This is a genomic window from Bradyrhizobium sp. 521_C7_N1_3 (assembly GCF_052075975.1).
In the GTDB taxonomy this organism is placed as follows: domain Bacteria; phylum Pseudomonadota; class Alphaproteobacteria; order Rhizobiales; family Xanthobacteraceae; genus Bradyrhizobium; species Bradyrhizobium japonicum.
On the sequence record NZ_CP197232.1, the window covers coordinates 4,897,098 to 4,919,819 of the forward strand.

General features: G+C 64.2%; 18 protein-coding genes and 1 tRNA gene. 13 read left to right on the forward strand and 6 right to left on the reverse strand.

The window, feature by feature from the left end; genetic code table 11:
* Positions 1 to 106: 106 nt before the first annotated feature.
* Together AB7008_RS22485 and AB7008_RS22490 are read left to right on the forward strand one after the other, a co-directional pair.
* Positions 107 to 1,450: a YcaO-like family protein gene (locus AB7008_RS22485; RefSeq protein ID WP_441259555.1), complete on the forward strand. Its 1,344-nt coding sequence runs from the start codon at positions 107 to 109 to the stop codon at positions 1,448 to 1,450.
* Positions 1,451 to 1,693: 243 nt separating this feature from the next.
* On the forward strand, positions 1,694 to 3,595 hold the full coding sequence (locus AB7008_RS22490; RefSeq protein WP_441259556.1) for a BTAD domain-containing putative transcriptional regulator: 1,902 nt from the start codon (positions 1,694 to 1,696) through the stop codon (positions 3,593 to 3,595).
* Positions 3,596 to 3,607: 12 nt separating this feature from the next.
* On the opposite strand, the gene AB7008_RS22495 is transcribed toward AB7008_RS22490, so the two are convergent.
* Positions 3,608 to 4,000 (reverse strand): hypothetical protein, encoded by a 393-nt coding sequence (locus AB7008_RS22495; protein WP_028157738.1) that lies wholly within the window; start codon positions 3,998 to 4,000, stop codon positions 3,608 to 3,610.
* Positions 4,001 to 4,414: 414 nt separating this feature from the next.
* Between AB7008_RS22495 and AB7008_RS22500 the strand changes: the two genes are divergently transcribed.
* The 4 genes from AB7008_RS22500 (at position 4,415) to AB7008_RS22515 (ending at position 6,924) form a co-directional block, all read left to right on the forward strand.
* Positions 4,415 to 4,591, forward strand: a complete 177-nt coding sequence (locus tag AB7008_RS22500; RefSeq protein ID WP_304493896.1) for a hypothetical protein — start codon at positions 4,415 to 4,417, stop codon at positions 4,589 to 4,591.
* A gap of 101 nt (positions 4,592 to 4,692) precedes the next feature.
* Positions 4,693 to 5,013, forward strand: a complete 321-nt coding sequence (locus AB7008_RS22505) for a hypothetical protein (protein WP_028157737.1) — start codon at positions 4,693 to 4,695, stop codon at positions 5,011 to 5,013.
* Positions 5,014 to 5,155: 142 nt separating this feature from the next.
* Entirely contained in the window at positions 5,156 to 6,544 is a 1,389-nt protein-coding gene (locus AB7008_RS22510) for a DUF6056 family protein (RefSeq protein ID WP_441259557.1), read from the forward strand.
* 306 nt (positions 6,545 to 6,850) lie between these two features.
* Positions 6,851 to 6,924 (forward strand) — tRNA-Gln (locus tag AB7008_RS22515).
* Positions 6,925 to 7,086: 162 nt separating this feature from the next.
* On the opposite strand, the gene AB7008_RS22520 is transcribed toward AB7008_RS22515, so the two are convergent.
* On the reverse strand, positions 7,087 to 8,910 hold the full coding sequence (locus AB7008_RS22520; protein ID WP_304493898.1) for a caspase family protein: 1,824 nt from the start codon (positions 8,908 to 8,910) through the stop codon (positions 7,087 to 7,089).
* A gap of 205 nt (positions 8,911 to 9,115) precedes the next feature.
* Here AB7008_RS22520 and AB7008_RS22525 point away from each other — a divergent pair, with 205 nt between their 5' ends.
* The 6 genes from AB7008_RS22525 to AB7008_RS22550 all read left to right on the forward strand — a co-directional run bounded on the left by AB7008_RS22525 (position 9,116) and on the right by AB7008_RS22550 (position 14,481).
* The gene (locus AB7008_RS22525; protein ID WP_304493899.1) at positions 9,116 to 9,478 is read left to right on the forward strand and encodes a DUF1428 domain-containing protein; all 363 of its coding nucleotides are present in this window, start codon (positions 9,116 to 9,118) and stop codon (positions 9,476 to 9,478) included.
* A gap of 364 nt (positions 9,479 to 9,842) precedes the next feature.
* Entirely contained in the window at positions 9,843 to 11,096 is a 1,254-nt protein-coding gene (locus tag AB7008_RS22530) for an ABC transporter substrate-binding protein (RefSeq protein ID WP_028157735.1), read from the forward strand.
* Positions 11,097 to 11,159: 63 nt separating this feature from the next.
* Entirely contained in the window at positions 11,160 to 12,023 is an 864-nt protein-coding gene (locus AB7008_RS22535; protein ID WP_028157734.1) for a branched-chain amino acid ABC transporter permease, read from the forward strand.
* Positions 12,024 to 12,036: 13 nt separating this feature from the next.
* Entirely contained in the window at positions 12,037 to 13,008 is a 972-nt protein-coding gene (locus AB7008_RS22540; protein WP_028157733.1) for a branched-chain amino acid ABC transporter permease, read from the forward strand.
* A complete protein-coding gene (locus AB7008_RS22545; RefSeq protein ID WP_441259558.1) occupies positions 12,998 to 13,765 on the forward strand; it encodes an ABC transporter ATP-binding protein in 768 nt (255 codons plus the stop codon). Before AB7008_RS22540 ends, AB7008_RS22545 begins: the two co-directional genes overlap by 11 nt.
* Positions 13,762 to 14,481, forward strand: a complete 720-nt coding sequence (locus tag AB7008_RS22550; protein WP_014496007.1) for an ABC transporter ATP-binding protein — start codon at positions 13,762 to 13,764, stop codon at positions 14,479 to 14,481. Before AB7008_RS22545 ends, AB7008_RS22550 begins: the two co-directional genes overlap by 4 nt.
* Here AB7008_RS22550 and AB7008_RS22555 read toward each other — a convergent pair.
* Positions 14,463 to 15,140: a TetR/AcrR family transcriptional regulator gene (locus tag AB7008_RS22555; protein ID WP_441261232.1), complete on the reverse strand. Its 678-nt coding sequence runs from the start codon at positions 15,138 to 15,140 to the stop codon at positions 14,463 to 14,465. The two genes, AB7008_RS22550 and AB7008_RS22555, sit on opposite strands and share 19 nt — an antisense overlap.
* A gap of 93 nt (positions 15,141 to 15,233) precedes the next feature.
* On the opposite strand from AB7008_RS22555, the gene AB7008_RS22560 reads away from it, so the two are divergent.
* Positions 15,234 to 17,522 (forward strand): arylsulfatase, encoded by a 2,289-nt coding sequence (locus AB7008_RS22560; RefSeq protein WP_441259559.1) that lies wholly within the window; start codon positions 15,234 to 15,236, stop codon positions 17,520 to 17,522.
* Positions 17,523 to 17,670: 148 nt separating this feature from the next.
* On the opposite strand, the gene AB7008_RS22565 is transcribed toward AB7008_RS22560, so the two are convergent.
* The 3 genes from AB7008_RS22565 to AB7008_RS22575 all read right to left on the reverse strand — a co-directional run bounded on the left by AB7008_RS22565 (position 17,671) and on the right by AB7008_RS22575 (position 22,614).
* Entirely contained in the window at positions 17,671 to 18,234 is a 564-nt protein-coding gene (locus AB7008_RS22565; RefSeq protein WP_441259560.1) for an invasion associated locus B family protein, read from the reverse strand.
* Between the two features lie 64 nt (positions 18,235 to 18,298).
* A complete protein-coding gene (locus tag AB7008_RS22570) occupies positions 18,299 to 21,445 on the reverse strand; it encodes a multidrug efflux RND transporter permease subunit (protein ID WP_248882830.1) in 3,147 nt (1,048 codons plus the stop codon).
* Positions 21,442 to 22,614: an efflux RND transporter periplasmic adaptor subunit gene (locus AB7008_RS22575; protein WP_041957731.1), complete on the reverse strand. Its 1,173-nt coding sequence runs from the start codon at positions 22,612 to 22,614 to the stop codon at positions 21,442 to 21,444. Before AB7008_RS22575 ends, AB7008_RS22570 begins: the two co-directional genes overlap by 4 nt.
* Between the last annotated feature and the right edge of the window lie 108 nt (positions 22,615 to 22,722).

Consider the following 22,722-nt stretch of genomic DNA (forward strand, 5'->3'; position numbering starts at 1 on the left):
TTCGCACGGTCGCGGCGTCATCGCACGAATGTCTTGACCTTCTGCGGGGGCCTTGATGGCATGCTGTCGATCGAAGCTGTACCCTGCCGGGTAGCGGAACCGACCGATGGAAGCATCGAAGGCAACCAATCTGTTCGAGCGGTTGGCCGCATACCTGGCGGGCTCGCCAGCGCACGGCCGCGATCGCGAGCTGGAATCCATCCTCGAGAGGCTCGACTACCTCCCGTCGGGTGAGACGGAGCCGTCGGAGACGCGCAATCGCATCGCGCTGCTCGAAGCGGCGGCCAGATTTTCCGACGTTTTCCAGCTGGTCTCCAGTGATGCTCCGGGAGTCACGTTCTTCGGCGCGGAGATCAGTGCGACCGGTGTCGATTCGACTTTCTCGCATCAGGCGCGCTCGAGTGCATCCGGCGCCGGTCTCTCGCTTCGTCAGGCTTTCGAATCATGCATCGGGGAAGGGGTCGAATACCTCTCCCAGTTCGAGACCGTGCTGGATCGTCTTCACCAGGGTCCGATCGCAGATGGACTTGCCGCCTTCGATCCCGCATCCCGGTCGGTCCTAACCGAGTTCATGCGGCTGTCGGCGCGCGACAACGTCGATTGGATCGAAGCAACGCAGCTATCGAGCGGCCGGCGGGTGCCGTTTCCGGCGGACCTGTGCCTGCGCCGCACGCCCGATCGAAGCGCGCTCACGCCGCCATTCAGCCTGAGCTCGGGCTGCGCGGCCGGCACCTCGTTCGAGACGGCTGCGTTGCACGGGATGCTGGAGCTGGTCGAGAGGGATGCGGCGAGCCTGTGGTGGCGCGGCGGCCTTCGCGGGCGGCAGGTTGCGCTGGAGGAGCACGCCGCTGCGACGGCCGCAGCCTGGGTTGCGCGGGCGCGCGGCAGCGTCACGACCAGGCGAACCTGGCTGCTCGAGATCACCACCGACATGGAGGTGCCTTGCATCGTCGCGATCTCCTGCTGCGCCGATGGCAGCGGCTTCGCCTGCGGACTGGCTGCACGTTTGAGTGTCGAGAATGCGGTCCACTCGGCGCTGACGGAGATGTGCCAGATGGAATTGGCCTATGCCGTCGTCGAGCAGAAGCGCCGGGAAGGCGGCGACGAGCGGCTGAACGAACATGATCATCGCCACATCGCTCGCAGCACACTGATCGATGCTGCGCGTTGTGAGCTGCTGCATCCGATCGCGCCCCGCCACGCAGCCGTCGAGTTCAGCCCGGACACGCCCGCGCGGCAGCTTGCTGCATTGGTCGAGAGACTGTCAGCCAGAGGCGTCGAGACGTTTGCCATCGATCTGACCCGTCCCATGTTCGGTATTGCCGTCGTTCGGATCGTCGCGCCCGCGCTCCAGATGGAGCCGTCCGATGTCGCGACCGAACGTCTGGTGTCCGCTCGGCGCAGGACCGGAGGCGGCGATGCCTATACACGTGGAATTAGTTTGTTATAGTTGCTGTTATTCCCAAAAGCGGTTTATCGGAGCGGATCGAAAGTGAGCGCTCGAGCACCTCTGTCGAAGTCCCCTGCAAGGGATGGTGGAATTCCCAAGCCGAGCGAAAACCTGTCGATTTCCGTTTTGGGCGGTCTGTCCGTCGCATTCGCGGGGCGGGAAATTCGGATCAAGAGCCGAAAGTCGCGGGCGGTTCTCGGCTACCTGGCATTGACGGATCGCCACCAGGAAACACGTGAGCGTTTGGTCGGGCTGCTGTGGAGCGAGTCCGACGAATACAAGGCGCGTGCGTCGCTTCGTCAGGTCCTCCATGAGCTGCGGGAAGCGTTCCTGGAGGCCGGATATGACGGGCTGCAGATCGAGAAAATGCTTGTCGAAATGGACCGCGATCGGCTGCATGTCGATCTCCTCGACACCTTGCGAGAGGCCGAAGCGCAACAGGCGCATCCGCTGCTGATGAGCGCGCCAGGTGTCATGGAAACTCTTCTCGCGGGGCTCGACGATATCGACCCGTCGTTCCGTGTCTGGCTTCTCGCCAAGCGGCAGACCTTCCACGATCGCATCTCGCGTGCACTCGAGGCCGGCCTCAGGAACCTCGGGCTTGCCGTGGCGAGCAGGCGCGCGCTGGCCGAGGCCATCCTGAATCTCGACCCGACCCACGAGGAGGCGTGCCGCTACGCGATGCAGACGCGCGCGGAAGAAGGCGACCTGTCCGGTGCGCTCCGTGTTTACAAGACCTTGTGGAACATCCTCGACGATGAATACGGGATGGAGCCGTCGGCCAAGACCCAGCAATTGATCGCCGACATCAAGAACGGCCAATTCGAGGGCGAGGCCGCATCCGTTGCGGGCGATCAGATGCCGCGTGACGGCGCACGGGGTTCGGCGGCCGATGAGGCGCCGAGACAATCGCCGGCCTCATCCCGGGCGGCGGCCAAGATCGCGATCCTGGTCGATCCGTTCAGCATGAATGGCGTAAGCGCGGACCGCGTCCACCTCGTGACGGGCTTTCGACATCATCTCATCGCCTGCCTGACCAAATTTCGCGAGTGGTATGTCGGAGACGGCACGGCGCAACAACCCGCGGCGCCGGGAGAGCGTGCGGCAGCGTCCCGCTACAGCGTGGCGGCGACCGCCTATCAGGCGGGTGACACGATCAGCATGGTGCTGACGCTGCGAGAGACGAACACCGGCGTCTATATCTGGAGCGACACGTTCGAGCTGAAGCTCGAGAACTGGTTCCAGGTGCAACAAAGGATCGTGCAACGCACGGCGCTCTCGGTGAACGTCTATCTGTCGACCGAGCGGCTGACGCGCGTGGCCGTCGCGCCGGACGTGTCCCTGGACATCTATGACCGCTGGCTTCGTGCACAGGCAAGCTTCGGAAGCTTCAGCGCCGAACATTGGCGCGCTTCGACCGCGCTCCTGACCGAAGCGATCGCCGTCGCTCCGAACTTTTCGCCGAGCTACAGCGCGCTGGTTCAAATGAACAATACCGAGCATCTCGTCTTTCCGGGCCTGTTCCGCGATCTGACGAAGGCGAGGTCCACGCTCGAGCTTGCGAGAACGGCGGTGCAGCTCGACCCCGTCGATTCCAGGGCCCAGCTCTGCCTCGGCTGGTCGCAGGCGATGCTGATGCAATATTCGGAAGCCAGCGCCCACGTCGATCTCGCATGCGAGCTCAACGGCAACGATCCCTGGACCTTGCTGTCGGCAGCGTCCTGCCAGGGGTTTTGCGGCAATTTCGAGCGCGGCAACGAACTCGTGGCAGAAGCTCTCAAGGTGTTCTGGTCACCGCCGCCACTGCACTGGCCCTATCGCGCCGTGCTTCAGTTCATGCGAGGCAATTACCTGGAGGCGATCGAGGGGATCGATCGCGCCAACAACGTGGCGAAGACGCTCCCGGGCTGGAAGGCGGCCGCACTGTATCATCTCGGCAGGACGGAAGAGGCACGCCTCGAGGCCAGGAAATTCCTCGATGGAATCCGCGCGATATGGTTCGGCAAGTCGCCCGCCGACCAGGACATCGCGCTCTGGCTCCTCCATGCGCATCCAATTGGCCGTCGCGAGGATTGGGAGCGCCTGCGCGATGGCATCGGCGGCGCAGGCGTCCCGGTCGTCGGCTTCAGGCATCACGCATGGTGAGCGGGTGCCTGCTCACCCGCAGAACTTGATCGTGTACTCGCCGACACGCTTCGAATGGAACAGCAGCCTGCTGCTGGGGGTATCGTTCTTCAGGCTGCTGTCCTTCATGTCGCTCGCGTAGAACGGCGGCATTGGGTAAGGGGAGGTGCCTTGCACCTCCTTTTCGGCCTCATTGAGCAGCTCGGCCGGCGGCAGTTTGATCAGCAGCTTGCCGTCATCGTATGACGTCTCGATGAAGACAAGGTCGGTGAATTTCCGGGGATATTTCGCCATGACGTCGGCCTTCAGGAGCTGGTCCTGGAATTCGGCGATGGTGGTCGGGCGCGACGACCGGTCGCGCGCCCATTTTTTCACGAGGTCGCCCCATTTGTCATAGTTTTCGACGTCGAACATCTCGAATTTCATTTGCGGTCTCCCTTGGCTTTCCGCCGGCGGCACTGCCGGCCGTTCGAAAAAAGGTCAGATCGGCTTCCTTCAGGTCATCGAAATTGGCGGCGAACGGAGCGGTCTCGGCCGGCCCTGTAGCGGTGGACCGTGCCGGCCGATCGCAGACTTCCCAACGTCGACGGTGATCCTAGTTTGGCAACGTGATTTGAACGTGAATCGTCGTTCGCGGGCGGGGAAACCGGTTGCATCGGCGCGCGAGGGAGAAACACAGATCCGCTTGACCCGTTGAGACGCCTCTCGACAGCCGAATTCACGCGCCATTCACGATCAGCTTCGCCTTGCAAGCCTATGCTTCCTCCGCCGCCAAGGCAGGGTCGGCCGGAAACCGATCGACCCGTTCTCCGTCGCAAGAGACAACTGCGGGAGAGCAGCATGACGCACACGACGAGCGCCGAATGGATCTACTATTTGCTGCTCTGTGGCTTGCTGGGCATGGCCGGCCAATGCGTTCGCGCCATCGGCGGGGTGAAGAAGGTGCAAGGTGGCAGCCGGGACTTGAAAGCCCGGTCGGAGGGGGAGGCGGTGAACGGGTGGTTTGGCGGGGCCTGATATCTGTCCGTCACGTTGCGCCGATTTGATAGGCGAAAGGTCGGCGCCGCAGGTCGCGACGAGGGCGGACAATTCGCAGCTTGGCAAAGGAGAGACGTGTCATGACTGTCCTGCTGAGAAACACCTTCAAGGCCTGGATCGACCGGGCGCCGGGCGCGCCGCCCAAGCTGGTGATGGTCGGCGACGTGAGGGTCCCGACCGATGGCTGGCAGGCCCGGCTGACCAGGCGCTCGCCGCAGGGGATCAATCCGAAGATCCTGATTCTCGACGTGAACACGCAGCGGCCGGGCGGCGAAGTGCAGGAAGCGATCACCACGATCCCGCTCCGCTACGAAGAGAGCCCGCCGCAGGACGAATACGGCCAGGTGATGATCGCGAACGGCAAGGCTGAGATCGTGGTTCGAGTCTGCGGCTCGAACTAGCCTTTCAATTGTTTGCCTGCGGAACCTGTGATCTTCTGGGCCACGTTGCATAACGAGGGTTGCGCTCGGGGCTGTTCGCTCTCACGTTGCTGCCGCTTTGCTCTGTTGATTTGGGGGATTTCCTGTGCGCCTCGGAAGCCGCATGCCGGACGTGATGCCTGTCGTGGCCGCTTCTGTCGCTCTCTTCATTCTGCTCTGGCTCGCATCCATCGCGCTCTATGCGATGCCCGAATCCGACGATTATTGCGTGATGAACCGCGTCAACAGCATGGGGCTCGTCGGAATGGTCAAATCCTATTATTTGCACCAGATCGGCCGGCTGACCTCGCTTGTGGCGATCGCCGCCCCCGCCGTTGCCAGCAAGGTGACGGGCGTCGATTACGTGGTCGTCTATCCGGTCGTACTCATTTGCGGCATGGCCGTCTTCTTGGCAGTCAGCGTTTATTGGGCCGGTCGAATGTGGACCGGCCTGTCGTGGCCAGAGAGATTTTTGGCGGGGGCAATGCTCTGCGCGGCGAGCTTCGTTCTGGCGATCAGTCTGCGGGAGATGCTTTACTGGATCTCGGGCAGCGCGTCCTACATGGTTCCCGCGCTCTTCGTGATCATCATCCTCGTCGAGCTGGTGCGGTCCGCAGCGAACGAAACCGTGCTCTCGACCGGCCAAATCGTCGTTCTCTCCGCAATTGGCTTCCTGGGTGCTCTGGCCAACGAGTTCACGCCATTTTGGATCGTGGCCCTCGTCGCCGGTTCGGCCCTATATCGCGCGTTCTACCATCCTTGCCCGCAACTGGCGGGCCATGCAGCGATGCTGGCGGCGACCTTCATCGGACTTGCGATCCTGCTTTTGTCACCGGGGAATGCGGTCCGGATGGCGGAATATCCGGAGGGGGGAAAGATCGCCGCTTCCTTCTCTATGGGGTTGTACTATCTGTGGCTCGAGCTGGTTCGGCACTACACCGAATCTGCGACGTGGGCCTGGCTCGGTTTCGTGGCGTTGTTTTCGGTGTTCGTGGTGCCTTCGCAACCGAGGCCCGCAGCGCGGCTGCTGGTCTTGATCGTCGGGCTCGTGGCAGCGGTGCTCGCTGGCGTCTACGCTGCTTATGTCATTGCCTATTTTGCGACGGCCGAGGATCTCGCGATGCGAGCGCGGAACGAGGTGGTGGTTTTTCTTCTTGCCGGAGCGGGGTGCGTCGTCGCCCTAGCTGCCCGCTTCCTTCCCTCCCTGAGCCATAACGCCCATGTTCGCATGACGGCCCTGGTGGCCTGCGGGCTTCTTTCTTTCTTGCTCTTCGATAGTGTCGCGCTGGGATACGTCCGCGCCGAGGAGTCGCAATTCGCGACCTTCTGGAGCGAGAGTGTCCAGAGGCATCAACTTCTTCGCTCGACCAAGGACCTGGACGTTGTCGTCCCCAGGAGATCAGTCAAGCCGTCCTTGCTGATGGATGCTGAGCTAACCAAAAATCCGGGCAGGCTGCCGAATGATTGCGTCGGCGAATTCTATGGCAAGCGATCCGTGGTCTTGGGCGATTAAGTCCGCGGATCAGCCCGTAAACCCTCCCGCGCTTCGTTCGGGCGATCGCCGGCTGCGGCGTGCCGGCGTTGAGCGCGCGCATCATGGGTCTCCCGGTGCAGATTGCCGGAGCGGCGCCGTGTGCGGGCGGACGTGACCGCGTTTCCACGGTACGAACGCAGCGAGAACAAGCTACGATGCTCACAGAGGGGCTAGACCCCGAACGCCGGCGCGGCTATATGAGCGCCAGCGCGCGGCTGATTTGCAAAACTTTTGCCGCAGCTTGCAAAGCTTCCGAAGAAAGTCTTGTGATATCAAGCACTTCGGTGGGGAATGGTGTAACGGTAGCACAACAGACTCTGACTCTGTTTGTCTTGGTTCGAATCCAGGTTCCCCAGCCAGTTCCGGGCGATTTACCCAGATCATAACCTGCTCTGAATCGGGCCCGCGTCGCGATCCTGACGTGCTGTCGGCAGGCCTCCCCTTTCGTCGGTGCGGCCCCGGCGCGTTGGCCGGACTCATGGCGCCCGCGATGCGCAGCGCGGCGATGCAAGGCGAAACGATTAGCGGCGCTTCTTCCGGCCCGTTTTGGCGGCACGCTTTTTCGGTGTCCGCCGCTGGCCGCGACCTGCATCTGCCGCGCCCCATGGAATTTTCGTGCTGACGCGCTTCTTGGCGCCGACGAGATTGGGCGTCTGGTTGTATTTGAGGCGACGGAGTTTGGCCGTGACGAGTTCGCTCAGCTCCTGGAACGACGGATTGGCGCCACGGTCTCGTTGTTCGCGCAGCACCTTCGCCATGCAGAACGTGTAGGCGCCATACGACGTGACGCCGTCACGATATTCATAGGATAGCTCCTGCTCCTGGCAGGCCTCGAGGAGAATCGGCAGATAAGGACCGTGATGCCCGAGCTCGGCCCGCGTCTTGTTGTATTCCTTGTCGGGCTGGGTGCGGAGCGCCATGCTGCGCCCGAGCCGCTCCGTGGCGCCGTTGTCGCCGAGATAGTCGGCGCCGTTCTTGCTCTTGCTCAGGCTCTCGTTCAGGGGAGGGAACTCACGCGGCACCCACATGCCTTCGCTTGCCACCCACCGCAGCGCCCGGTGGCGGATATCGTCGGGCGGCGTCAGGCCGCGGATGCGCGGACCGCCGTCACGTGTCATGCCGCCGGAATGGCAGCAGTCGAGCATGGCGACGAAATAGCAGTCGTATGGAAGTTGCGAGTAGAGCTGGCAGAACTGGCGGTCGAGAATCGCGTGCTCGGGCGTCCAGTCGAAATCATAGGGGACCAGGCACTCGTCGACGCTATCCGGTGCGCCACTCGGGTTGTACCTGGGAATCTGGGCGCCATGGCCCGAGTAGAACAGCATACGCTGGTCGCCGTCGCGGACGCCCTCGAGCAGCCAGTGAAGCCTTTCCATGATGCCCTGCGCCGTCGCCCGCTCATTGAGCACGACGCGTATTTCGTCCGGCTTGAAGCCGCTTTCCTGCAGCACCGAGCTCATGAGGAATACGTCGTTGACGCATCCTTCGAGCCTGTCCGCGGGCTTGGGATAGTCGTTGATGCCGATCAGCAGGGCGCGGCGGGTCGGCCGGGTGTCAATGCGGGCAATCCCCCGCGCGGCGCTGACGATGGAGCGTGACGCCGGCACCGGGACCACGTCGTGCCAGACGGTGGCGACGGTCTCGGGGCGCGACAGGTACCAGGTCGCGTTGTGATTCAGGAGATCGTTGGGGACATCGAACGGTGTCAGTACCTGCTGAAAATTGTCTGCGGCGATCTCGAGCGGATAGGTGAGAACGCGATCTTCCCTGTTGAACAGATGGTACCATTTCCGGCAGGGAAGGTCCTGAATGCGGCCTGCGAAGATGTCGCGCACCGCGGGGTTGCCGATCTGCGAGCCGAACGTGACGAAGACCTTGTCCCTGATCGCAGCGGGGTTGCGCACGAACGTGTCGTAGCAGATCAGCGAGCCGAGGCTGTGGGCCAGGACAACGTCGTAGTTGCCGCTCTTCAGCTTGTCGAGGACTGCGCCGCGCAGCGCGGCCTGCAGCTGCTCATCTACCGACCACTGGGCGATCATACCCGCGGTCCATCTGATCAGGGTTGGTACGTCATCGAGGCCGCGTGTGCCCGCGAGCAGATCACCGATCCCGTGGACGGTCGCGCTCGCCAGCAGTTTCGCCAGCGCGATGCCGTAGGTGACGAGGTTGGGCGGGCTCTTGTCGAACAGGTCGTCATACGAAAGGAAGTCGATGGCCGGGTTGAGGCTCTGATCGACAGACTGGACGGCGCGTATGATCGCCTCGGACCATGACTTTCGAAACTCGGCGTCGATCTCCGCGTGACCAACGCCGTGGACACAAAGCAATGACAGGCGGGTGCTCATGAAAGCTGCCTTCTCGGCTGCAATCTGAAGTAGCCAATGTTCGAGCGCAAGCGTCCGGGATGATGTCACGGCGCGGCGAGCTTCAAATGTGAAGTAACGCACGAAATCCTCGCGACAGTTTGCCTCACCTTGCGGGTGCGATGACGTGTCGGATCGCCGTGCGCCGCTTCGTCCTTGGAGCAGGCAACCCAAAGGAGATCCCGTGATGCCCTACGTCGATGGTTTCGTGCTGGCCGTGCCGAAGGACAAGATCGAGGCCTACAAGGCGCTGGCGCGAAGGGCCTGCGCGGTGTGGATGGAACACGGCGCGCTCGATTACGTCGAGTGCATGGGCGACGACGTGCCCTATGGCGAGTTGACCTCGTTTCCGCGCGCGGTGATCGCGAAGGAGGACGAGGTCGTGGTGTTCTCCTGGATTGTCTACCGTGACCGGGAGACCCGCGACGCCGTCAACAAGAAGGTGATGGCCGATGAACGGCTCAAGGGCGCCGACATGCCCTTCGACGGCAAGCGCATGATCTATGGCGGCTTCACGACGTTGCTGCGGGCGAGTGACGTCGTCGGCTGACGGCGTTTCGCGGGGTGGGTTGGGCCTCACCCCACCGCCTCTGCGTTCGCGGAGACTCACGGGGGTGGGTTACGCCAACTGACCGCGCTTGGCGAAGTCGCAGCGTTAACCCACCCCCGCAGATCGCAATGACGTCCGCCGTTCGGGTTACCGCGTTCGCGCCGGGCGACGCCGGATTTGAACGCCGCCCGCGCCGGCGCGTTCGCTACCTCCCATGCAGCATCGCGCAAGTCCGTTTCACCTTGCCGGTGTCCGGCTGGCATGCCATCCTAGATCCACCAGGCATAAACAAACGGAAGCGGGCGCTTAGCCTGCAGCTTCCAAAATAGCTTGGACGGGGAAACCCTTTGGGAGGTCTGATTTGATGAATTTCAAGTACGTCACCGGGCTGTTTTGCGCAGCCGCGATGTTCCTTGCGCTGGGCTCCGGCGCGCAGGCCCAGGACAAGGTCATCAAGATCGGCGTCATCATGCCGATGTCCGGCGGCACCGCCTCGATCGGTGCGCACGCCAAGGCGGCGCTTGAAGTCGCCATGGACATCATCAACAACGCCCATCCTGAGCTTGGCAATCTGCCGCTGGCGAAGAACGCCGGCCTTGCCGGCCTCGGCGGCGCCAAGATCGAGGCTGTGTTCGCCGACAACCAGGGCAACCCGGCGACGGGCCAGAACCAGGCGCTGCGCCTGATCACGGAAGACAAGGTGGCGGCCGTGTTCGGCTCCTACCAGTCCGGTGTCACGCTGACTTCGAGCGCGATCGCCGAGAAATACGGCGTTCCCTTCCTGAACTCGGAATCGGTCGCCGCCAATCTGACCGAGCGCGGCTTCAAATGGTTCTTCCGCACCACGCCGATCGCGACCGATTTCGCCAAGATCTATGTCGACTTCCTCGCCGACATCAAGGCGCAGGGTGCCAAGACCGACAGCGTCGCGATAGTCCATGACAACACCGAATACGGCACCTCGGTCGCCAACACGATCGCCGGCGCCTTCAAGGAAAAGGGCCAGCCGATCGCGCTCGACGTCGCCTATCCCGTCAATGCGACCGACCTGCAGGGCCAGGTGCTCCAGCTCAAGGACAAGAAGCCCGACGTCGTCATCATGATCAGCTACACGTCGGATGCGATCCTGTTCGCCAAGACCATGCAGTCGCTCGACTACAAGCCGGCCGTGCTGCTGGCTGACGATGCCGGCTACTCCGATCCATCCTTCACCAAGGCGGTCGGCAAGATCTCGCAAGGCGTCTTCAACCGCTCGTCCTGGGTCGTGGGACCGCCGGGCTCCGCGTCCGCCATCATCGCCGACATGTACAAGAAGAAGAGCGGCGAGGAGATGGACGACACGGTCGCCCGGCAGATGCAGGGCTTCTTCGTGCTGGCCGATGCCATCGACCGCGCCGGCTCGACTGACCCGGCCAAGATCCAGGCCGCGCTGAAGGCGACGGACCTGAAGCCCGAGCAGCTCATGATCGGCTACAAGGGCGTGAAGTTCGACGACAAGGGCCAGAATGTCCTCGCGTCCGGCGCCATCATCCAGCTTCAGGATGGCGAGAACTATGTCTCGGTGTGGCCGAAAGCCAATGCCGAGAAGGCGCCGGTGCTGCCCTACAAGGGCTGGTGAGATTGACGGCGGGACCGCGCGTCCCGCCTTTCCCAAAATGATCTGATCAGAGCAACGCAGCTCATGTCCTTTGTTCTCGTGCAGGTGATTGCCGGCGGGCTTCTGCTCGGTGCCGTCTACGCCCTGTTTTCCTCCGGCCTCACGCTGGTGTGGGGCATGATGAACATCGTCAATTTCGCGCATGGCGACTTCGTCATGCTCGGCATGTACGTCGCCTATGTCGTCTACACGCTGATGGGGGGAGGGCCCATCCTCGGCGCGCCGCTGGCGACACTGGTGCTCGCGACCGTCGGGGTCGTGGTCTATTTCGCCCTGATCCGCGACATCATGAAGGGGCCGATGCTGGCGCAGATCCTCGGCACGTTCGGGCTCGCGCTGCTGCTGCGCTATTCCGTGTTCTGGTGGTTCGGCGCCAACTTCCTGTCGATGCCGTCGAATATCGTCGGCGGCACCTATGCGTTTGCGGGCCTGCGCATCGAAGCCTCGCGGCTGCTTGCCGGTGTTGTCGCGCTGCTGGTGACATTCGGTCTCCACCTGCTCCTGACGCGCACATCGCTTGGTTCAAAAATGCTGGCGGTGGCGGAGGATCAGACTGCGGCCCAGCTCATGGGCATCAGGCCCGATACCATGCAGGCGATCGCCTGGGCCATCGCGGCCGGTGCCACCGGCCTTGCCGGCGCGCTGATCGCGAACTTCTTCTACATCGTGCCGACGGTCGGCGAGACGCTCGGCATCGTCGCCTTCGTCACGGTGTCCCTCGGCGGTTTCGGCAGCGTGCCCGGCGCGCTCGTCGCGGGCCTGTTGATCGGCGTGATCGAGTCGCTCTCCGGCTATCTGATCGGTGCGGTCTACAAGGACATCGTCGTCTATGTCCTGTTCCTGTTCTTCCTTTGGTTCCGGCCGCAAGGCCTGATGGGCAAGCTCTGATGAGAAAGCTGCAATGCGGCGCTTGATCTGGCTCTCGATCGTCGCAGCACTGGCAATTGCCTATCCGTTGCTGCTGTCCTCGCCGTTCCAGCAGCGCTTGGGCGCTCTGGTGCTGCTCTATGCCATCGCCGCGTCGGCGTGGAACATCGTCGGTGGCTATGCCGGCCAGGTCTCGGTCGGCCATGTCGTGTTCTTCGGCTGCGGCGCCTATGCCGCGATGGGGTCTTACGCCAAGTTCGGGTTGTCGCCGCTGTTCGGCATCCCCGGCGGCATCGTGCTGGCGGTGGGGCTTGCCGCGGTGATCGGCGTGCCGACGCTGCGGCTGTCGGGCCACTATTTCAGCATGGCGACCATCGCGGTCGCCGAGACCATGCGGCTGATCGTGACCAACACCGAATGGCTGGGTGCGGCCGTGGGTCTTTCGGGTCCAACGGTCCCGCGCAACGTCTTCGATCTCTCGTTCCTGTCGTCGCTGCCGTACTACTACCTCTTCCTGGTCGTCCTCGTGATCACGCTGCTCGTCACCTGGTGGATGACCAACAGCCGCATGGGATTCTATCTGCGCGCGATCAAGGATTCCGAGCGCGCTGCGCGCTCGCTCGGCGCGCCTGCGAGCCGGACCAAGCTCTACGCCTACATGCTGAGCGCGGCGCTGACGAGCGTTGCCGGCGCGCTCTATGCGATGATGTTCGGCTTCGTCGATCCCGAGTCCGGGCTCGGCATCCTGATCTCGGTCAAGATCCTGATCATGGCGGCGCTGGGCGGGGCGGGGCTGCTGTTCGGCCCGCTGGTGGGAGCCGCGATCCTCGTACCGCTGGAGGAGATCTCCAACAGCTGGCTTGGCGGTAAGGGTGCGGGCCTCACCTTCGTGGTCTATGGCGCGATCATCGTGCTGATCGCGCGCTTCCAGCCCGGCGGCCTGCTAAGCCTGTTCACGGGGCGACGCAAGCCCGGCGCGGATAAGGGAGCCGGCCATGCTCCTTGAGGCGCGCGGGATCACGAAGGCGTTCGGCAGCTTCAAGGCGGTGGACGACGCGTCCGTCACGCTGGAGCAGGGCGATATTCTCGGCCTGATCGGCCCGAACGGCGCCGGCAAATCCACCTTCTTCAATTGCCTCACCGGCGATCTCAAGACCACCTCGGGCCGCGTGCTGTTCGAGGGGACCGACATCACCGACTTCGCGCCGGAGCAGCGCGCCGGGCTCGGGCTTGCCCGCACCTTCCAGGTGCCGCAGACCTTTGAAGGCATGACGGTGCTCGAGAACGTCATGATCGGTGCCTTCCTGCGCACCTCGCATCGCCACGAGGCCGAGGCCAGGGCGCGCGCGGTGCTGGAGCGCGTCGGCATGAGCAGGCTTGCGGATGCACCGGCGCGCTCGCTCGGCACGCCCGGCCGCAAGCGGCTGGAGATCGCCCGCGCACTGGCGACCGAGCCGAAGGTGCTGCTGCTCGACGAGGCCATGGCCGGGCTCAACGCCCACGAGGTGAGGCTCGCCATCGATCTCGTCCGCGACATCCACCGCTCCGGCATCACGCTCGTCATCGTCGAGCACATCATGGAAGTGATCATGTCGCTGGCGAGCCGCGTGATGGTGTTTCACCAGGGCAAGGAGATCGCCCGCGGCTCGCCGCGCGAGGTCACCTCCAACCCGGCGGTGATCGAAGCCTATCTCGGCAAACGCGCGGCGAAGGCCGCGGCCGGCCATACGCCGGTCGAGCTGATGGGCGGGCCGGACCTATGAGCGGCGCGCTCCTTCGGATCGAGCACCTCGAGGTGCGCTATGGCGACCTCATCGGCGTCTCCGACGTCTCGCTGGAGGTGCCGGAAGGCAGCGTCGTCGCGCTGCTCGGCTCCAATGGCGGCGGCAAGACCACGACGCTGAACGCAATCGCGGGTCTCATTCCCGTGCATTCCGGATCGATCAGCTTTCGCGGCGAGGACATCGCCGGCCAAAAGGCCTTTGCGATCGTGCGCAAGGGGCTGGCGCTGTCGCCGGAAGGCTGGCGCCTGTTCGTGCAGCAGAGCGTCGAGAACAACCTCATGCTCGGCGCGACGCCGCTGCACGACAAGTCGCGCCAGGCCAATTTGCTGGAGCGCGTCTACGAGATCTTCCCGCGCCTGAAGGAGCGCCGCAACCAGCGCGCCGGCACCATGTCCGGCGGCGAGCGGCAGATGCTCGCGGTCGGCCGCGCGCTGATGAGCGATCCGAAGCTGTTGATGCTGGACGAACCGTCGCTCGGCCTCGCGCCGGCAGTGGTCGAATCCATGTACGAGACCTTCGGCCGCCTGCATCGCGAGGGTCTGACCATCCTGCTTGCCGAGCAGTCGATCGAGCTGGCGCTGGAAGTCTCGGACTTCGCGACCGTGCTCCAGGTCGGCAAGAGCGTGCTGTCCGGCACGGCCGCGGCGCTCGCACAGGACCCGCAGGTGCAGAAGGCCTATCTCGGGGTGGACTGATCGATCTCCGCCTGGAGCAACAGCAACAGGCAACCGGCCAGCCGCGTCTCCATCTCGTTCGCGCGGAGCGATAGCGGCCCGGGGTCGTTGAGGATCGCGTTCACCAGCGTGCCCAGAACGACCTGGAAGCCGAAGGCGATGGTGCGGGTCTTGGCGGCTTTGCGGCCCTTGCCCACGGCCGGGAGCAGGAGAGGGGTCGCGCGTTCAGTCGTCGCCTTCGCGAGGGCCTTGAACGGCGTCCATTTGTCCGGGCGCGTGTCGTCGTGCTGAAGCGCGGCGCGCAGGACACCCTCGTGGTTGCGCATCCAGACGATGATGCCGCTGACGATGATGTGGCAGAGCTTGTCGAGGTCGGTATCCGGTGACGGTCGCCGCATTTCGCCGAGCCGCTGCTCGCCGTCGCGCGCAGCCAGCGCCATCAGTGCGTTGAAATAGGCCTCCTTGCTCTCGAAGCGGCTGTAGAAGGCGCCGACGGTGGCGCCGACCTCGGTGCAGAGCGCCTCGATCGACAGCTCGGCAAGGCTGCGCGTGCGCAGCATGTCGGCGCCGGCGCGCAGCAGCGCCAGCGTCGTCTCGCGGCTGCGCTTCTGCCGCGACGGGGCAACGCCGGGAAGGTTGAAATCGGGTTCGTCCGCGCTTGGCCGCATCCGCGCTTGCATCTGCTTCAATTCATAATCATAATTCTAGTTATAATTTAGACGTGGCCGAGCCGCGGGTCAACCGCGGCCGCCGTGCAACATCGGGAGGAGCAGATGAGCGCAAACAGCGGCACGCCGTTCCGCGGCACCATCGGCAAGACGGTCGCGGAGTCAAAACCCTGGTGGCCGGATGCGCCGAAGCCGCCCGAGGGGGCGCCGAACATCCTGGTCGTGCTGTTCGACGACGTCGGCTTCTCCGATTTCGGCTGCTATGGCTCGGCAATCAAGACGCCGACCATCGACCGGCTCGCTGCGGAAGGGCTCCGCTACTCAGGATTTCACACCACGGCGATGTGCTCGACGACGCGCGCCGCGCTGCTGACAGGACGCAACCATCACTCGGTCGGCGTCGGCTGCCTTGCCAATTTCGATTCCGGCTATCCCGGCTACCGCGGCAAGATCGCGCGTGAGGCGGGGACGCTGGCCGAGATGCTGCGCCTACATGGCTATCGCAACTACATGGTCGGCAAATGGCACGTCACGCCGCTGACCGAAAGCGGAGCCACCGGCCCGTTCGACGGCTGGCCCCTGGGACGCGGTTTTGATCGCTTTTACGGCTTCCTCGACGCCGAGACCGACCAGTACGCGCCGGAGCTCGTCTCCGACAACGCGCATATCGATCCACCGGGCACGTATGCGAACGGCTATCATCTGACCGAGGACCTGATCGACCAGTCGATCCGCTTCATCGGCGACCATGTCGCCGACCGTCCTGACGTTCCCTGGCTCACTTGGGTCGCACTTGGCGCCTGCCATGCGCCGCATCAGGCCCCGGCCGACATCATCAGGAGCTACGACGCCGAATTCGCGCACGGCTGGGACATCGAGCGCGAACGGCGTCTGGCACGCCAGAAGGCGATGGGGCTGGTGCCTGAGGGAACGCGGATGCCGGCGCGTAACGATGGCGTGAAAGCCTGGGAGGAGCATTCGGCCGATGAGCGCCGCGTCTTCACCCGCCTGCAGGCGGCCTTCGCCGGCATGCTCGATCATTCCGATCGGCATCTTGCACGGCTTGTCTCGTTCCTGGAAACGGCCGGCATTCGCGACAACACCGTGATCATCGTGATGTCCGACAACGGCGCGAGCCAGGAGGGCGGGCCGCTCGGCTTCGTCAACGCGATGGGGCCGTTCAACTTCAAGCCGGAGCCGATCGCGGAAAAGCTCAGCCGTATCGACGATATCGGCGGGCCCGACACCCACAGCAATTTCCCGCATGGCTGGGCGATGGCCTCGAACACGCCGCTGCGGCGCTATAAGCAGAACACCCATGGCGGCGGCATCCGCGATCCCTTCGTCATCAACTGGCCGAAGAAGATCGCAGGCAAAGGCGAACTGCGGCACCAGTTCGTCCACGCCTGCGACCTCACGCCGACGCTGCTCGAGCTGATCGGCATCGAGGCGCCCAGCACGATCGCGGGCTGCCCGCAGATGCCGCTGGAAGGCGAGAGCTTTGCGCGCTCGATCATTGATGCGTCCGCGCCCTCAAAGAGCTCGCCGCAATATTTCGAGATGTTCGGCCATCGCGGCCTCTGGCAGGACGGATGGAAGGCGGTCGCCTTCCATCCCTCGGGCACGCCGTTCGAGAACGACAAATGGGAGCTGTTTCATCTCGACCAGGATTTCTCCGAGACCGACGATCTCGCCGCGAAGGAGCCGGAGCGCCTTGCAAAGATGGTCGCGACCTGGTGGGCTGAGGCCGAGAGGCACAAGGTGCTGCCGCTCGACGATCGCTTCGGGCCGCGTTTCGCCGAGAACGCCGCACGCTTCCACGGTGCGCGCCACCATTTCGTCTTCCACGCCGGCATGGGCCACGTGCCGACCGATGTCGCGCCCGATGTGCGCAGCCGCAGCTACACGATCGAGGCGCATGTCGAGATCGACGGGCAATGCGCCAATGGCGTGCTGATCTCGCATGGCGATGCGACGTCGGGCTACAGCCTCTACGTCAGGGACGGCCATCTCGTGCACGACCTCAACATCGGCGGCAGCCACCAGATCGTGCGGTCGGACCGTAAGGTGCCGTCAGGCGCGCGGCGGCTCGGCGTGCATGTCGAGCGCCTCGTGCGCAAGGAGGCGCCGGCCAAGGGTTCGCGCACCGGCGTCACCGAATACACGCTGCTGATCGACGGCGAGCCGGCGGGGGCGCTCCAGACCCAGCTCGGCTTCCACACGCTGATCTCGTGGTCCGGCCTCGACATCGGCCGCGACCGCGGCAGCCCGGTGTCGCATTACGAGGCGCCGTTCGAGTTCGAGGGGCGGCTGCTGCGCGTCACCGTCACCATGCATGACGACCAGAAGCTCGACGGCGATGCCGTCGGCAACGCGCAGATGGCGCGGCAATGATAGAGAAAACGGTGTGGTGTCATGCCCCGCGAAGGCGGGGCATCCAGTACGCCGCGGCCCCTCGGTTCTAGTCGCGCTGCCTCTGGAATACTGGATCGCCCGTCCCAGTGCGCAATTGCGCACAAGGCGGGCGATGACAGTGTGGCCCTTACTTGATCTTGTCGTAGGCCGCCGCGAAATCGCCCAGCGGCATCGGGATCGCGATCGCCTCCTTGGCCATGTTCTGGAAGGAGACCTTTAGCTGCTTGCCCGACCGCAAGGCCGCGAGCAGGTCCGCCGCGATCGGCGTCGAGGCGTAGCAGCCGCGGTTCTCGCAGGTCTGGATCTGGAGGTCGAATGTCTTGCCCTCGTCGACCTGGAGCTTGGCCCCGACGGGCAGGTTGAGGCCGAGCGGCAATTGCAGCAGCGCCACCGGCGTGCGGGTGTCGGGCGCGATGCGGATGTTGATCAGGACGATGGTCTGGCCGGTCTTGGTCAGCACCGCGTTCTGCTCCATCGCGCATTCGAGCGGCGCATCGCGGCTGACGCTGGTGCAGCGCACGACCCATCCGGCTTGCTGCGCACCGTCAGCCTGGGGCTGCTGCGTCGGGGCAGGCGCGGGTTGTGCAGCCGGCGCCGGGGAGTTCTTCTTGGCGCTCTGCTGGGCATACGCGCCGCCTGTCGACAGCAGAAGGGCGGCGGCGAGGGCGACAAGTCTGGATTGCATGGACATGGCGAAACCGCGTTGGCGTGAACCGAGGGCCTCGCTGTAGCGTCGCGGAAGCCGCGGCGCAAGCTTACTCGGCGGCCTGCTTGACGGTGCCGTGCTCGGCGACCTCGTGGCCGTCGCCGTCACCCGAACGGCCCCAGCCCGAGAACCAGTTGTTGAGCTCGTCGAGATAGAGATAGACCACCGGGGTGGTGAACAGCGTCAGCGCCTGGCTGACGATCAGGCCGCCGACCATGGCGTAGCCGAGCGGTTGGCGGATCTCGGCGCCGGTGCCGTGGCCGAGCATCAGCGGCACGCCGCCGAGCAGGGCGGCCATCGTCGTCATCATGATCGGCCGGAATCGCAGCAGCGCGGCCTGACGGATCGATTCCTCCGGCGTCTTGTGCTCGTCGCGCTCGGCCGCGATGGCGAAGTCGACCATCATGATGCCGTTCTTCTTCACGATGCCGATCAGGAGAATGATTCCGATCAATGCAATGAGGCTGAAGTCGAAGCCGGCCGCCATCAGGATCAGGAGCGCGCCGACGCCGGCTGAGGGCAGGGTCGACAGAATCGTGATCGGGTGGATGTAGCTCTCGTACAGGATGCCGAGGATCAAATAGACCACGACGAGGGCTGCGAGGATCAGCAGCGGCACGGTGCCGAGCGACTGCTGGAACGCCTGCGCGGTGCCCTGGAAGCTCGAATTCAGCGTCGGTGGTGCGCCGAGATCGGCCATCGCCTTCTGCACGGCCTCGGTGGCCTGGCCGAGCGCGACGCCCTGGGCGAGGTTGAAGCTGATCGTGATCGCCGGGAACTGGCCCTGGTGGCTGATCGAGAGCGGGCGGACCGGATCGGTGGTCCAGGTCGCAAAGGTCGACAGCGGCACCTGATCGCCGGTCAGCGGCGACTTCAGATAGAGCTTGTTCAGGCTGTCGAGACTGCCCTGCATCTCCGGCAGGATCTCGAGGATCACCTTGTAGGTGTTGAGCTGGGTGAAATACTGCGTGACCTGCCGCTGTCCGAAGGCGTCGTACAGCGTGTCGTCGATCAGCTGCGGCTGGATGCCGTAGCGCGATGCGGTGTCGCGGTTGATCTTGAGCTGGACCGTGGTGCCCTGCGTCTGCTGGTCGGTCGCGACGTCGCGCAGTTGCGGCAGCGTCTGCATCTTGGCGAGGATTTTCGGCGCCCAGTCGTTGAGCTCGGTGAGATCGGCATCCTGTAGCGTGAACTCGAACTGCGTGCGCGTCGGCCGGCCGCCGAGCCGTACGTCCTGGGCCGCCTGCATGTAGAGGCGGGCGCCGGGCACCTTCTCGAGCTTGGGACGCAGCCGGGCAATGATCTCCTGGGCCGACGCGTTGCGCTCGTTACGCGGCTTCAGCGTGATGAACATGTTGCCGTTGTTGCCGGCGCGGCCGCTGCCGCCGATGTTCATCGCGATCGTGGCGACGTCGGGATCGTCCATCACGATCTTGCCGAGCTCGACCTGGCGCCGCTGCATCTCGGCGAAGGAGATGTCCTGGGACGCTTCCGAGGTCGCGGTGATCAGGCCGACGTCCTGCTGCGGGAAGAAGCCCTTCGGGATCAGGATGAACAAATAGATCGACAGGCCGAGCGTGGCGAAGAAGATCAGGAGCGTGGTGCGGCGCCAGGCCAGGGCATGATCGAGAACGTACTCGTAGCCGCGCAGCATGCCGTCGAAGGCGCGTTCGCTCCACTGGTAGAACTTGCCGTGGCTCACCTCGCCATGGGCGCGCAGGAAGCGCGAGGCCATCATCGGGGTCAGCGTCAGCGACACGAACATCGAGACGAAGATGGTCATTGCCAGCACGACGGCGAACTCGCGGAACAGGCGTCCGATGATGCCGCCCATCAGCAGCAGCGGGATCAGCACCGCGACCAGCGAGATGCTGATCGAGACGATGGTGAAGCCGATTTCCTTGGAGCCCTTGAAGGCGGCCGCCATGGGCGATTCGCCTTCCTCGATGTAGCGCGTGATGTTCTCTAGCATCACGATGGCGTCGTCGACGACGAAGCCGACCGCGATGGTGAGCGCCATCAGCGATAGATTGTCCAGCGAATAGCCGACGACCCACATCAGGGCGCAGGCGCCCAATAGCGCCAGCGGAACCGTGATGGTGGGGATGACCGTCGCCCAGAAGCTGCGCAGGAAGATGAAGATGACCATGACCACGAGGGCGATGGTCAGGAGCAGCGTGAACTGGACGTCCTCGACCGCGGCGCGGATCGTCGTGGTACGGTCGCTGATGAGCTCGATCTTGATCGCGGGCGGAATCGCCGCGACGAGGCGAGGCAGGGTCGCCTTGATCCGGTCGACGGTCTCGATGACGTTGGCGCCCGGCTGCTTGAACACCACCAGGAACACGCCGCGCTTGCCGTTGGCCCAGGCCGCCTGCTTGGCGTCCTCGGGCCCGCTGACCGCCTGGCCGATGTCGCGGATTCGCAACGGGCCGCCGTTGCGATAGGCGATGATGACGTCGTTCCAGTCCTTGGACTGGGTGAGCTGGTCGTTGGCGTAGATCGTGTAGGCGCGCTTCGGCCCGTCGATATTGCCCTTGGGGCTGTCGACCGTGGTAATCGCGATCTGGCTGCGCACGTCCTCCAGCGACAGGCCCTTGGCGACGAGTTTCGCCGGGTCGATCTGAATGCGGATGGAGGGCTTCTGCTGGCCGCCGATGAAGACCTGCGCGACGCCCGAGAGCTGGCTGATCTGCTGGGCAAGCTGGGCGTCGACGGCATCGCTGACGGTGGTCAGCGGCAGTGTATCGGATGTCGCGGAGAGCAGCAGGATCGGCGCGTCGGCCGGGTTGACCTTGCGGTAGGTCGGCGGCGAGGGCAGGTTCTTCGGCAGCTGGCCGCTTGCGGCGTTGATGGCGCCCTGCACGTCGTTGGCGGCGCCGTCGATGCTACGGTTGAGGTCGAACTGGATGGTGATCGAGGCGGTGCCGAGATAACTCGTCGAGGTCATCTGGGCGATGCCGGGGATCTGGGCGAATTGCCGCTCGAGCGGCTGGGCCACCGACGAGGCCATCGTCTCGGGGCTGCCGCCGGGCAAATTGGCCGTGATCTGGATGGTCGGGAAGTCCACCTGCGGCAGCGGCGCGACCGGCAGCAGCGGATAGGCGACGAGACCGACGAAGAGGATGCCGGCCATCAGCAGCGAGGTGCCGATGGGATAACGGATGAAGGGTGCCGAAATCCCGCCCTCGGTCATTCCTGTCGTACCTTGTTCTGGCTCGGATCCGAGCTTGCTACGGCCGTCGAGACCAGGCTTCCGGGCTGGACCTTGAACTGGCCGCCGGTGATCACCTGTTGACCCGGGCTCAAGCCTTCGTCGACGACCGAACGGCCGTCGATGGCGTAGCTGACCTTGATCTTGTGCACTTCCGCCTTGTTGTCCTGATTGACGGTATAGGCGTAGAGGCCGTTGGTCGAATGCTGAACCGCGTCATCCGGAACCACGGTCGCATCCTTCAGGGTGCGTACCAGAAGGCGCGTCGAAACCGACTGGCCCGGCCACAGCGTGTGTTCCTTGTTGTCGAACACCGCCTTGAGCCGAATAGTCCCGCTGGTCGTGTCGACCTGGTTGTTGATGACCGCAAGCTTGCCTTCGGCAAGCGTCTTTTTCCCGTCGGTGGTGAACGCGATCACCTTGAGCGCACCGGCCTTCTGGCCTTCGCTGATATAGGGCAGCTGGTCTTCCGGCGCGGTGAAGATCACCGAGATCGGCTCGACCTGCGAGATCGTCACGATTCCCGTCTGCGTGGAGGCGTTGACGATGTTGCCGATGTCGACCAGGCGCAGCCCGGCCACGCCGGTGATCGGCGCCTTGATCTGGGTGTAGTCGAGCTGGGTCTGGGCGTTGTCGATGGCGGCTTCGTCGGCGGCGATCTGGGCGTTGAGCTGGGCGACCGTCGAGCGCTGGGTATCCACCCGCTGCGCGGTCGCGAATTCGCCCAGCTTCATGGCACGCTGGAGTTCGAGATTGGCGTTGGCCAGATTGGCCTCGTCCTGCGCCTTCTTGGCCTTGGCCTGGTCGAGCGTGGCTTGATAGGGGCGGGGATCGATCGAGACCAGCAGCTCATCCTGCTTGACCATCTGGCCCTCGCTGAAGGCGATCTTGTCGATCTGGCCGTCAACCCGGCTCCGGACCTGTACGGTGTTGAAGCCCTGAACCGTGCCGAGACCGGTCAGATAAACCGGAAAGTCGGCCTTCTGGACCGGCGAAACGCTGACGGGGATGGCGGCCGGGCGCGGCGGACCCTTCTGAGCCGTCTGGGTTTTTCCGGCCTCGGGCGAGCCGAATTTCTGCCAGCCATAGTAACACGCGGAGGCCACGGCCGCGATGATCAGTATCCAGAGGATCGGCCGTGTTTTTTTCATGTCGGCTCGTTGGCTCGTACGCCCAAAACTACGAATTGTGGAGCAATCATAGGGTTCCAGCGCGCTTGTATAATACACGCCAAGTTCCAGTGTAAACAGCACTATCCG